Origin of the sequence: Aeromonas sp. LsrichE-8G (genome assembly GCF_022869435.1) — a bacterium.
Taxonomy (GTDB): domain Bacteria; phylum Pseudomonadota; class Gammaproteobacteria; order Enterobacterales; family Aeromonadaceae; genus Aeromonas; species Aeromonas caviae.
Genome location: NZ_JALIHH010000105.1, coordinates 1 through 11,875 on the forward strand (window position 1 = coordinate 1; position 11,875 = coordinate 11,875).

Genomic DNA, 11,875 nt, shown 5'->3' on the forward strand with positions numbered 1-11,875 from the left:
CCAAGGCATCTTGCTGAATACTGCTTCCGGTTTAATCATCGTTTTGACCTCAAGAGTATGTTTGTTGAATTGGGGCATGCAGTCGTGGCAAGCCCTCCGATGCCATATCGGCTCTTGAAGCTGGCTGAGGGTCATGGGTAATCAGGAAGATAAATGACAGTGTGTCGAGCTCTCTAGATTAATTATTGGAGACTATCATGAAGTTTGAGAAGTCACAGGCAGCAGTTGACCGCCTGACCCCCGAGCAACGCCGGATTACCCAGGATTCGGGGACCGAAAGGCCCTTCACGGGCGAGTACAACGACAACAAGGAGCCTGGCATCTACGTCGACATAGTGTCGGGAGAGCCACTGTTCGCTTCGACGGACAAGTTCGATTCGGGTACTGGCTGGCCCAGCTTCACCAAGCCGATCGTTTCGGCAAACGTGAAGGAGGTGCGGGACAGCGCACACGGCATGGTCCGGACGGAGGTCAGGTCAGTACACGCAGACAGTCATCTCGGCCATGTGTTCCCCGATGGTCCTTCCGACCGCGGCGGTCTGCGGTACTGCATCAACTCAGCGTCCCTTCGCTTCATCCCGCGCGACGAGATGGAGTCCGAGGGATACGGTGAATATCTCGATCAAGTAGAGGAGGCTTAACATGCATCAGCGCGCTGTTCTCGCAGGAGGATGTTTCTGGGGCATGCAGGATCTGATCCGCAAGCGGCCCGGCATCATCTCGACCCGTGTGGGTTACACGGGCGGCGATATTCCGAACGCCACGTATCGTAATCACGGCACGCATGCCGAGGGGATCGAGATTGTCTTCGACCCGACAGTGACGAGCTACCGGAACATCCTGGAATTCTTCTTCCAGATCCACGATCCGACGACGCTGAACCGCCAGGGCAATGATCGTGGGCTCTCCTACCGGTCGGGCATCTATTATGTCGACGAGGAGCAGAAGCGCGTCGCCGAGGATACGATCGCCGATGTGGATGCCTCGGGGCTGTGGGATGGCAAAGTGGTGACCGAGGTCCAGCCGGTCGGCGAGTTCTGGGAGGCCGAGCCCGATCACCAGGATTATCTGGAGAAGCACCCGGGCGGCTACACCTGCCACTTCGTCCGTCCCGGCTGGGTGCTTCCGAAGCGCCAAAAGGTTGACGACGTACAGCCAGCGGCCGGGACCGCGGCGGAATAGGCTTCACTGCCGTTGCCACTGCGCCGGTCCGGTCCGCAATCTTCGTGACCGCGTCGTTCAGCGACGCGGTCATCGAACCCTACTTCAGAGTGACGGCTCGTTCCAGTCAGCCGCCGTCGCAGTGCCAGGATCCAGATATGACAGACCTCTCCTCCTTTCCCATCACGCAGCGCTGGCCAGCATCTTATCCGGATCGCTTGCAACTATACGCGGCCCCCACGCCCAACGGCGTCAAGGTCTCGATGATGCTGGAGGAGACTGGCCTGCCGTATGAGCCCCACTTCGTCGACATCTCGAACAACGAGTCGAAGGATCCAGCGTTCGTGTCGTTGAATCCCAACGGCCGCATACCCGCGATCATCGATCCGGCTGGCCCTGACGGCCAGCCCATTGGCATATGGGAAACCGGTGCGATCCTCATCTATCTGGCCGACAAGACGGGGCAGCTCATCTCAACAACACCCGCCCAGCGGTACGAGACTCTGGCCTGGGTGTTCTTTCAGGTGTCGGGCGTTGGGCCGACCTTCGGACAGCTAGGCTTTTTCCTGCGATTTGCCGGCAAGGACTATGAGGACAAGCGACCTCGGCAGCGCTTTGTTGATGAATCCAGGCGTCTTCTCGGGGTCCTGGATCACCGGCTGGAGGGCCGCGAATGGATTGTCGATGATTACTCGATCGCGGACATTGCGACGTTTGGCTGGGTGAATGCGCTGGTCGAATTCTACGCAGCGGGCGACATCCTCGGCCTAAGCAGCTATTCGAACGTGCAGGCATGGCTCGAACGCGGGCTGGCGCGACCGGCTGTACAGCGTGGCCTGCGAATTCCTGCGAGGCCTGCATGACCATTATCGCCGCATATTATTACAACGAAGGTAAGCGAGTCCGTGAAATCAGGCTCGATGAGCACGTCGAACTAAACGAGAATCGCTCGGGCTTCTGCTGGATCGCGCTTAGCGAGCCCACCGCAGACGAACTCAGCGCGATCCAGACGACGTATAACCTCCATCCTTTGGCGATCGACAACGCCATGCACCCGCTGTGCCCGCCCAAGCTCGAGGTCTACAACGATGAGTTGTACGTCGTCGCCCAGACCGCCGAGCTGGTCGGCGACCGGATCAGCTACGGCAAGATGGCGATCTTCACCGGTCACAATCACCTTATCACCGTGCGGCACGGCAATGCCGGAGCGCTGGGCAAACTTCGGGAGCAACTCGAGGCATCGCCGACGCAGTTCGGCAAGGGTGTCGACTATGTGCTGCACGCGATCTTGCACCGAGTGGTCGACCAGTATCTGCCCATCTTCGAAATGATCGAGGACGACGTCCTGGCGATGGAGCGACGGTCGCTGCACGATTTCCTCGGGCCAGAAGAGGTGGCGCGAATCTTCGAACTAAGGTCCGAACTCACGCGGTTCAAGCGCACGCTCGGGGCTATGGCCGAGCTGGTGCGAAAGCTCGTTCGCGGCCACTTTCCCTGCCTCAGCGCCGAAATGACACCATATTTCCACGACGTCGCGGACCATGTCCACCGCGTGCAGTCCATGGTCGACGGCCTCCTGCTTGTCCTGTCCACGGTCTTCGAGGCCAGCAGCCTTCTGGAAGCGCAAAGGATCGGTGTGGTCACTCGCCAGCTCGCGGCCTGGGCGGCGATCTTGGCGGTCCCGACGGCGATCGCCGGAATATATGGCATGAACTTCAAGCACATGCCGGAACTGGACACGCCATATGGCTACTTCGTCGTGCTCGGAGTGATAGCGGTGTTCTGCCTTCTCCTATTCATGCGCTTCAAGAAGGCCAAGTGGCTATGAGTAACGCACTTCGCGAGCTTCTCCGTCCGCCGAGTCACAGCGCGCTTTGTGCGCGAGCGTGTCCAATCCAGTTCAAGATGAAGGTGCTTCCATGACCTCCCAGGTGACCGACGTTCTAGAAGCAGTCCAGTCATTCATCGCCAAAGGCTATGACCGCGAATACCGCGTCAAGGACGGCAATCTCGTCGATCTCGAACTAGGGTCAACCCTCGATGCATGCAGCATTCGCGTCGATGCGGCGTTGCGCCTCGAGAGCGGGGACGACGGCGAAGATGCCTCCAACATCTACGCGATCACCGATCCGGCGACAGAGCATAAAGGCCTGTTGATCGACGCCTTCGACGTGTTCCACGAAATCTGCCCCCGCGACTTGTCCGAGCGCCTTGTGGCGCATCGGGAAACAGCACCGGCAGGTGACCAGGACGCGCCGAGCAAGCACGGACTACGGAAAGTCTACAAGAGCGAGTTTCACAGCGATCCCGAGCGTTACGTTCTGCGCGAGGGCTTTCCAGACTTCCCGCCATGCCCTTTCGGCCAATCCTTCAGCATCCTCGGCTTCGATACCGCCGAGCAGGAATATGTCTGGCTCGTCACGAGCATCATTCGAGATCCTCGGCTGATCAGGGTTCCATACCAGGGCGAAGACGTCATCAGCGACGAATAGCGGTGTCGCTTAGCCGGAAAGGCTGGCCTTCCTGGCCCACACATCTGCAGGCTGAACTTTAAGAACATCGAAAATTAGGAGGTGATTATGGACTGGAACAAGGACCACATACGAGAAACTATGCTCTTGCTGGAGACAGCAGCGTTGCACAGCGCTCGCGAAAACTACCTGGACTATGTCTCTACCGCTCGGCTCGATCGGAGCGAACCGATCGAAAACGACGAACTAGCTCAGGCCGAGGTCGCGAGCGACTTCGCTGAAGCGCTCGATGACACGCTCCATGACTACGCCAATAAACTCGAAAAGCTCAGGACGATCGATTTCGGCCCCAAGTTGGCCGTCAACGAAGGCGCTGTCGTCAAGCTGTCCGGCCGCCACTTTGTGATCGCGGTGTCAACGAGCAAGTTTACCTGTCAGGGGCGTGAGCTCATGGGCATTTCCACGATGGCGCCGATCTTCGAAGCGATCGAGGGTGCCCGAGCCGGGGAGACCGTGCAGTTCAACGGCCGGGACCTCACCGTAGAAGACGTGGAATAAAGCCCTCCACCGCAGCCGGCGCGCTAGTGCCGAACGCCCTGCATCTCTTTCTGCATGCATACGGTCACTTGCAGCCGCGTTGACCTGGCTCATCAAAGGCAAACTCATGACAACACCTTCATTCTTCATCACCCCCGGATACGGGACGCGCCTGCATGACGCGCTTCATTATTCTCAGGCAATGCGCATTGGTGACCGCGTGGAGATCTCCGGACAGGGCGGATGGAACGACGATCTCGTCATTCCGGAGTCGATTGAGGAAGAGATCGAGCAGGCGTTCAAGAACGTGGAACGGACGCTCGCGACCGCCGGAGCACGCTGGCCGCATGTGGTCCACGTCAATTCCTATCACGTCGGTGGATTCCCTCCCGTGATCAACGAAACAATGGCCAAGCTGTATCGCCACTACATGCCCGACCGCGCTCCAATCTGGACGCAGTTGGGAATCGAAGCGCTGGGGCTTCCAACCATGCGTATCGAAATTCGCGTAACAGCTATCATCGCCTGACCCCGCGGTTCGTGCAGGCGCCGTGCCGCGCTAATCCCGCACGCCCTGCGCCCGCTTCTCCATGCATATCATCGTATCGAGAGATCCGGTTATCATCGGCGTGCTCGGAGAACGGGGGGCCGCCTTGGCCTGGTTGGCGCGCCTCGGCTGCCTGCGGGCGATGGCCAGCACTGCCAGGAGCGTGAGCAACGCCGCCGCATAAAGGAACAGGCCGCCAGGGCCGACGATATTCATTGCAGCTGCTCCTATTAGGGGGCCAGCGGCTGTCCCGATCCCGTTGAGCAACAGAAGCCCGCGCGCGGTGCCGAGTAGCCGACCGGCCGGAAGATCGTCGTTTGCGACGGCGAGACACAACGAATAAATCGGGATGCCAAAGCCGCCGAACAGCGCACCTGCCGCAAGGAGCAGCGGCAGAGGCGCTTCCACCGCCAACGCTACGCCGATGGCAGACGCTGCGGACGCCAGCGCCGCACCGGCGATGACAAGATTCCGGGGCACTCGATCCGAAAGCCAACCGAGTGGCCAATGGAAGGCGAGCGTTCCACCAAGAACCGCAGCCATGAAGGCGGAGATACCGCCCACATCGAGGCCGATGCTCTGGGCGAAGTTCGCGCCCATGCCCCAGAAACCACCGATAGCCAGGCCGGCCAGGAAAGCGCCAGCCGCAGCGAGAGGTGATACGAGGACGAGGTCCCTGAACGCGACCCATTCCTGTTCCACCTGGGCCGGCGGATGACTGGGCAGCAAGGTGATCGGAACCACCGCCGCTGATATCAGCAGCGACACGATGAGGAACAATGTCACGTCGGCGGGCGGTGCGATGTTGAGTAACGCCTGCCCGATTGCCCATGAGCCCATAGAGACAACTCCGAATATCGACAGGAGCTGCCCGCGTGTGGATGGCAATGCGTGGGCGTTGAGCCAACTCTCCGTTGCGAGGATCATGCCCGCGTAGGCGAAGCCGGTAATCAGGCGAAGCGGCATCCAGGCGATCGGCTCCACGAACGCCACATGGAGAAGGGCGGTCATCGAGGCAATGGCCGCGAAGCCGGCGAAGGTTCTGACATGTCCCACGGAGACGATGATCGGTGGCAACACGAGCGCGCCGATCGTGAAACCCGCGAAATAGAAGGACATCATCGCGCTGATCGCGCCGGTCGAGAACCCCTTATGACCGGCTCTCACGATCAGGAGCGTGCTCAGCAGGCCATTGCCCAGCAGCAGAGCGGCGACGCTCAGCAGCAGCGCCGCCACCGGCGCGAGAACGAGGCCGCGCTTGCCCGCCGACCTCATGGTATCCATCGCCGGGCTCGTTCTCGGGCCTGACTTGAGGGTTGATACTCTGCCGCACTGATGAACTGGTCGAATGCTTCGCACCAGATGACGACCGTGTTGTAGTCACGGACATCGATGCCGGCAGGCACCTCGACGATGAAGCCGTTGAACGTCTTCACATCGCCCACGCGGACTGATCTGTCCTTGATTAGGAGAAAGGCCTCCTTCGTGTCGACGAAACGTGGTGCGAGGTAGAGCTTGTAGTCGGGACCAGGGGCGAGGCGCCCGATATGGGCGATACGGTCGCGCGAGACCCGGATCTCGCCTTCCCCCCAGTGAAGCAGGTCGCTGCCTTTGAGATCGCGGGCCAGACGCCCTGCGTAGAGCGTCTCGGCTGAGATGGTCCGCAAGGCCGCCGCGTCCGGGGCCTGGGGGGCGGTCAGGATCGGCAGCGTGTAGACACCGCCCGCGAAGCCCATGGCGAGCATCGCGAGATGGGTGGCAATCAGGATGACCCAGCGCCGCATCGGTTACACCAGCTCCAGTCCCTTCACGAGCTGATCGGCGTCGAGATGGAAGTCCGAGAATACGATGCGGCCGCCAGCGTCCATCACGGAGAACCAGGGCGTTCCCCGCGTGCGGTAGTCCTCCATGAAGGTGGGAAGCGTCGCGCCGGCAGGTGGCTCGTCCTGACCGAACGCGACAGGAAGCGCATACTTGAGCTGGTTCACGCGCAGCTTCTCGAAGGTGTTCTCATCCGCTCCTTCGAAGACGGTCTGGATCACCGCGAAGCCCACGCCCTTGGCGCTCAATGCACCATGCAACCTTTGTAGCGTCGGAAATCCATGCAAATGGCAGCCACGGCACCAGTGCTGGAAGGCGAAGAGGACTTTCGGGCCGGTGCCGAGATCCGACAGCTTGAGCGGCGCGATGCTTTCTCCATCCGCGCCAATCCATCTCTGCACCCGCAGCTCGGGGGCTTGTCGTTCGTCGACGCTCATCTGATCCTCCAATTCCGATGCAGAAGTCCGATGAGTGGTCGCGTGTGGCGATGGCACGCGAACCTCACCGCCTTGATCCCCTACAGGTTGTAGGATGCGAGTTCGCCGACCGATACCTCGTGGCCAGCCCCGCCGTTCTTCCGTCGGTGTGTCACCGCCGCCCCTCAATGACAAAGGCGCGATAGCGGGAACCGGCAAAACGGTGCGCAGCGATGGTTTGGTAGGCGGGGCTATGATACCAATCACGGGCGGCCTGCATCGTCGGGAACCGCAAAATTACGGCCCCTTCGACGGGCGGCCCCTCCAAATGCTCCATCGCGCCATAAGCGGCGAGAAAGGTTACGTCGTGGCCATCGAACGATGGGCCGACGCCTGCAGAATAGGTTGCGAGTTCTTCCGGATCGGTGGTTTCTTCGCGGGTGAAGACGACGAACGCTTCCATCTTAAAGTCTTTCATAAGGTCGCATCTGCAGGCCACCGCCGCTGGCGATGGCCTTAAAGTCGTCAGGCTGGCAGCTCGAACCCGATTTTCGTGAGTGCCTCGACGCACGCATCCTGATCCTGCTGATAGTTGCCTCCGGAGATGCCGATCCCGCCGATCAACTTCCCGTCTTCCAGGATCGGATAGCCTCCGCCGACAGCGACCATCCGGGGGCGATAGGCCAGCGGCGCCACTTTTGGATCGTTCGAAACATAGTCGTTCCAGACATGGGTGGGGTACCCAAACGAGGCGGAACTCCAAGCCTTGTCGATGGCAACATCGACGGTGAGAAACGGCGCGTCATCAGTGCGCTCGAACGCGCGCAGGTTACCGGTGGCGTCGACGACGGCGACCGCAGCCGGGATGCCGATTGTACGTGCCGCGGCGATCGCCGCGTCGATGAGGGCGACGGCGGTTTCGCGGTTGATCGAGGCGGTGGCAATGGATTTCGTCATGAAATTTCCTTCGCCGTGGCGTAATCCGTCCGGCGTTCTTGAGGTTAGAAAAGACGTTCGGCGGTGGCAGTCATCAGAAGCCTTCGAGGACAATCTTGCCTCTTGCCGCGCCACTTTCGATCAGTGCGTGCACCGTCTTCAGATTGGCGGCATTAATTGGCGACAATTTTTCGGTTAGCGTCGTGCGAATTTTGCCGTCGTCCACCAGCACCGCCAGCGAATTGAGGATCTTGCCCTGCTCATCCATGTCGGGCGTGCCGTAGAGCGACCGTGTGAACATCAGCTCGTGGTGGATCGACACTGCCTTGCGCTTGAACAGCATGACGTCGAGCGCCTTGGGATCGTCGATGAATCCGAACCGTCCTTGCGGGGCGATCAGTTCGGCGATGTCGGATGCATGCTGCTCGGTATGCGTGGTCGAGAACACGAAAGCGGGAGCGCCGATGTTGAGCTCGGCAATCTGTGGCGCGAGCGGCCGAGAGTGGTCGATGACATGATGAGCCCCAAGCCCTTTAACCCACTCCTGGGTTTCCGGCCGAGAGGCGGTGGAGATGACGATGAGATCCGTGCGCTGTCGAGCGATCTGGATGGCGATCGACCCGACCCCACCCGCACCACCGATGATGAGGATCGCCGCCGCCCCGGGAACGGGCTTCGTCACGTCCAGGCGATCGAACATGGCTTCCCAGGCCGTCAACGTCGTGAGTGGCAGCGCCGCCGCTTCCGCCCAGTCGAGCGACGCGGGTTTACGACCGACGATCCGGGCGTCGACGAGATGGAACTCCGCATTGGTGCCAGGCCTTATGAGCGATCCGGCATAATAGACCTCGTCGCCTACCGCGAACTGCGTCACGTCGGGGCCGACCTCTTGCACGATCCCGGCCGCATCCCATCCCAGCACTTTCCAATCGCCATCAGCGGGCGGCGTGCTGCTGCGGATTTTGTAGTCGACCGGGTTGACCGAGACAGCCTTCACCTCAACCAGGATATCGCCTCCTTCAGCGACAGGCCGAGGCAGATCAATGTCGACCAGAGAGGCGTCCTCGGCGATGGGTCCCGGAACCTTGTAACCAACGGCTTTCATCGGTGTCTCCAGCTTGCTGTATCCTGAAGTCTTATCGATCAGATCGAAATTTCTTCCGAAATATACTCAGGATTTAAAGATTTCGCGTGTCAGACTATGAAGGTATGCGCGCAACATATCCAATAGCGGTACGACATAGTTTCCATACCTCGGAGCCGGATTCAGAAGTTTATCGAAAATAGCGGTTTATTGCTGTTCGGCGGGTGAGCATCCGGATGGAGGCGATAAGCGCCCAAGCGGTTGAGGAGTCGACCTCTCAGCGGTCGCGTTGGCAGGGGCGATCTCGCCCGCCGGTCTCACACCAACGTTGGCAAGCGACGGCGTCCGCTCGAAATCCGCTGACGGGGATACGCCTGCAATGCCGATTCGAAGCTATCGAAACTATAGCTACAGGGTATTGGGAAATCATACTGGACTGACGCTATAGTCTTCACGCATAACCACGACTCAAAATGGTCCAACACTTTTCTCTACGCTAATAGGGGAGCCCGCAGAATTCGGAAAAAATCGTACGCTAAGGTTTTCCGGGCATCCGTAAGGGCCGAAACTTCCCGTCTTCCAGTCTGCGGCTCTGCCGCCAGACGTAATCGCCGGTTCATGTACAGGACCTTAAGCGGCGAGTCCATTTAAAACGCCTTCCAAGGTCCTGTTCTGTATCGACTTTCTCTGCTTGGTTCGGCAGGCGTTCTTGGCCAAATAATCGGCAGCCCATTCCAATCTTTCCCTTATTTCTGTCAGCGCCCTATGGGCCACTGCTTCCAATAGCGGTAGCCACCACGTCGCACTGTTCTTCGACGCTTTCAGCATCGATAGCGCCCCACTCATCACACTCTGCGCGACCCGTCTCTTCATCACCAGCGACAGCAGGCTCGTCCACACCAACCCCTCGGCAATCGCTTTCTCGCCCGTCACAAACCCCTTGAGCCGGTTGTGCGATTTCCACTCTTTAAATAACAACTCCACCTGCCAACGGCAGCGATACAGGCTCATCACCTGCTCTGCTGACCATGCTGCTCGCGGTAGGTTCGTCATCCACAGACAGAACCGCTTTTCCTCAGCAAACCAGCGCCGGATCAACCGGTACTCGACCTGGCCGGACTTCACCACCATATCCAGTACCTCGGCCCGACAGCGTCGCCGTCCGGCCTCTCTCAGAGATAGTCCCGCCAGCTTGGGTACTTCCCGTCCATCACCGCGCCAGGCTTGGATTATCTTGGGGTTCAGGCTTTTCGTGCCGCGCACCAGATAAAATCCGCCAGCGTCGTTCACCTGCTCAAACCAAGCCCTGTCAATGTAACCTGCGTCAGCCAGCAGCAGGCAGTTGGTCAGCGTGTGGGCTTCAGGCAGAAATTGCCGTTCCCCTGCGGTATCGGCAGACACACTCATGCACAACGGGCTCTGCTCCGACAGTGACATGGTCATATGGCACTCGATAGCTGCCGGACTGATGGTCTTGAACCGGCCGGGAAAATCAGCAGCAAGGCGCCGATGCACCGCAAAGGAGGTGCCATCGTGCAGTAACACCTGCTTGAACGCGCCGAGGGAGGCTGCTTTGAGTTGATGGTCGATACGCAAGGCGATGGCCCGCTCGACCAGGGCTTTCATAAACAGGGCAAAGCTCTCTTTGCGCAGCTGATTGTGAAACGGTTTGTAAGAAACCTGATGGGTGTTTACCAGTTGCAAGGCATTGAAATGGCGGTGTAAACCGGCAATGTCATTGACCTGGTCGCCTCCCATGGCCCGCAGCAGTGCAGGTACGAGCATGGCTGGGGTAATGGCACGCTGACGCAGACAAAACTTGCAGAGCCGAGCAATGCGCTCGAGTGCGGCGGGAGCCAAGAGTTGCTCCAGATAGTAATTAGCGTTGATAATAGTCATAGGCTTCGCGCGTGTTGATTTTGTTTGGCGATAAAATCAGATCACAAACGAAGCCTTTTTTATATCTATTTCAATTGGTTGCCGCTAAAGATCCTGTACATGAGTGAGGGTTATGGTGGCTATATGCTGGATATTGCTATTCAGATGACAGCCATATGGGGAAGATTACAGGCGCCTGAAATAACAGCAGAGTATGGAGTGACTACCACGGCTGGAGGTTGGCACGGGCTGATCCCCTCTCCCTTTGGGAGAGGGTTAGGGTGAGGGGAGCTGGCTGACCGGGTGTAGCAACCAGGCGGCATTACACCGCTGAATCTTCAGTTATTGAAATTCCACGCGATCGGCAGTTCGACGTCGAAGATAAGTGCATCCCCGTCGAGGCGAAAGGCCAGGCTGGTCTGGTGCTGGTCGTATTCGTTGATAATCAGGCAGCTCTCGGCGAAGTTGGACTCGTAGTTGATATGGGCCACTCCTTCACGGCCGTCAGCGAGTTCGATGCTGAGCACCCGCAGCGGGTTCTCCTGACTGAGGTTGACCCGGGTGTCCCCCACGTCCACCAGCCGTTCCAGCAGAGGGAAGAAATCTTGTCTGTGGGTCGTTATGGCCTGGGTGATGGCCTGCTCCAGCTCAGCCTGGGTGGCGAAGGGGCCGCCGAGTGGGTAGCGGGTCTGGATCCTTTCCTGAGTCATTGCGTTTCCTCCTGAACTGAGATGTGGCAACAGTTTGGCCGCTGCAGTGACCTGTCATGTACAGGATCTTTAGCTACAACCAATTGAAATAGATAGAAAAAAGGCTTCGTTTGTGATCTGATTTAATCGCAAAAAAAAACCGACACGCCCGAAGCCATGACTATTATAAATGCAACCCAGTACCTCAAGCAACTTCTTAGCTCTTCTGAACTCAACCGGATCGGTAAATTTACCGGTTTTTGTCAGCGACTCCGGGATATCCAGCCTGCGAGACTACTCCCGGCTCTGCTCTCAGGGCTTGGTTGCGACAAGGT

At 59.0% G+C, this 11,875-nt stretch carries 15 protein-coding genes and 2 pseudogenes; 9 read left to right on the forward strand and 8 right to left on the reverse strand.

Annotation, left to right across the window (positions count from 1 at the left end; genetic code table 11):
• The 8 genes and pseudogenes from MUW49_RS15305 to MUW49_RS15340 all read left to right on the forward strand — a co-directional run.
• A pseudogene (locus tag MUW49_RS15305) lies at nt 1–141 on the forward strand (IS1595 family transposase); the annotation flags it as partial.
• A 56-nt stretch (nt 142–197) separates the two neighbouring features.
• Nucleotides 198–641, forward strand: a complete 444-nt coding sequence (gene msrB, locus MUW49_RS15310; RefSeq protein ID WP_047685449.1) for a peptide-methionine (R)-S-oxide reductase MsrB — start codon at nt 198–200, stop codon at nt 639–641.
• A gap of 1 nt (nt 642) precedes the next feature.
• The gene (gene msrA, locus MUW49_RS15315; protein WP_023294902.1) at nt 643–1,182 is read left to right on the forward strand and encodes a peptide-methionine (S)-S-oxide reductase MsrA; all 540 of its coding nucleotides are present in this window, start codon (nt 643–645) and stop codon (nt 1,180–1,182) included.
• Between the two features lie 137 nt (nt 1,183–1,319).
• On the forward strand, nt 1,320–2,024 hold the full coding sequence (locus tag MUW49_RS15320; protein WP_004099038.1) for a glutathione S-transferase N-terminal domain-containing protein: 705 nt from the start codon (nt 1,320–1,322) through the stop codon (nt 2,022–2,024).
• The gene (locus tag MUW49_RS15325; protein ID WP_018716208.1) at nt 2,021–2,989 is read left to right on the forward strand and encodes a magnesium and cobalt transport protein CorA; all 969 of its coding nucleotides are present in this window, start codon (nt 2,021–2,023) and stop codon (nt 2,987–2,989) included. The genes MUW49_RS15320 and MUW49_RS15325 overlap by 4 nt, the downstream gene beginning before the upstream one ends.
• 91 nt (nt 2,990–3,080) lie before the next feature.
• The gene (locus MUW49_RS15330; protein ID WP_004099040.1) at nt 3,081–3,653 is read left to right on the forward strand and encodes a hypothetical protein; all 573 of its coding nucleotides are present in this window, start codon (nt 3,081–3,083) and stop codon (nt 3,651–3,653) included.
• A gap of 87 nt (nt 3,654–3,740) precedes the next feature.
• The gene (locus MUW49_RS15335; RefSeq protein WP_004099042.1) at nt 3,741–4,190 is read left to right on the forward strand and encodes a hypothetical protein; all 450 of its coding nucleotides are present in this window, start codon (nt 3,741–3,743) and stop codon (nt 4,188–4,190) included.
• A gap of 79 nt (nt 4,191–4,269) precedes the next feature.
• Nucleotides 4,270–4,698 carry a RidA family protein gene (locus MUW49_RS15340; protein ID WP_018429625.1) on the forward strand — a complete coding sequence of 143 codons (429 nt, stop codon included), beginning with the start codon at nt 4,270–4,272 and terminating at the stop codon, nt 4,696–4,698.
• Between the two features lie 30 nt (nt 4,699–4,728).
• Here the strand turns inward: MUW49_RS15340 and MUW49_RS15345 are convergent, their stop codons facing one another.
• The 8 genes from MUW49_RS15345 to MUW49_RS15380 form a co-directional block, all read right to left on the reverse strand.
• The gene (locus tag MUW49_RS15345; RefSeq protein WP_004357638.1) at nt 4,729–6,000 is read right to left on the reverse strand and encodes an MFS transporter; all 1,272 of its coding nucleotides are present in this window, start codon (nt 5,998–6,000) and stop codon (nt 4,729–4,731) included.
• A complete protein-coding gene (locus MUW49_RS15350; protein ID WP_004357637.1) occupies nt 5,988–6,500 on the reverse strand; it encodes a DM13 domain-containing protein in 513 nt (170 codons plus the stop codon). The genes MUW49_RS15345 and MUW49_RS15350 overlap by 13 nt, the downstream gene beginning before the upstream one ends.
• Nucleotides 6,501–6,503: 3 nt before the next feature.
• On the reverse strand, nt 6,504–6,974 hold the full coding sequence (locus MUW49_RS15355) for a hypothetical protein (protein ID WP_011191345.1): 471 nt from the start codon (nt 6,972–6,974) through the stop codon (nt 6,504–6,506).
• A 151-nt stretch (nt 6,975–7,125) separates the two neighbouring features.
• The gene (locus MUW49_RS15360) at nt 7,126–7,416 is read right to left on the reverse strand and encodes a DUF1330 domain-containing protein (RefSeq protein WP_011191344.1); all 291 of its coding nucleotides are present in this window, start codon (nt 7,414–7,416) and stop codon (nt 7,126–7,128) included.
• 62 nt (nt 7,417–7,478) lie between these two features.
• Nucleotides 7,479–7,910 (reverse strand): heme-binding protein, encoded by a 432-nt coding sequence (locus MUW49_RS15365; protein WP_004357630.1) that lies wholly within the window; start codon nt 7,908–7,910, stop codon nt 7,479–7,481.
• 73 nt (nt 7,911–7,983) lie between these two features.
• Nucleotides 7,984–8,994 carry a zinc-binding alcohol dehydrogenase family protein gene (locus tag MUW49_RS15370; RefSeq protein ID WP_011191343.1) on the reverse strand — a complete coding sequence of 337 codons (1,011 nt, stop codon included), beginning with the start codon at nt 8,992–8,994 and terminating at the stop codon, nt 7,984–7,986.
• 609 nt (nt 8,995–9,603) lie between these two features.
• Nucleotides 9,604–10,872: an IS4-like element ISApu1 family transposase gene (locus MUW49_RS15375; RefSeq protein WP_011191342.1), complete on the reverse strand. Its 1,269-nt coding sequence runs from the start codon at nt 10,870–10,872 to the stop codon at nt 9,604–9,606.
• Between the two features lie 317 nt (nt 10,873–11,189).
• Complete coding sequence (locus tag MUW49_RS15380) at nt 11,190–11,561, reverse strand: hypothetical protein (protein ID WP_004099020.1); 372 nt, start codon at nt 11,559–11,561, stop codon at nt 11,190–11,192.
• A 156-nt stretch (nt 11,562–11,717) separates the two neighbouring features.
• Here MUW49_RS15380 and MUW49_RS15385 point away from each other — a divergent pair.
• Nucleotides 11,718–11,875: pseudogene (locus tag MUW49_RS15385) on the forward strand (IS4 family transposase); the annotation flags it as partial.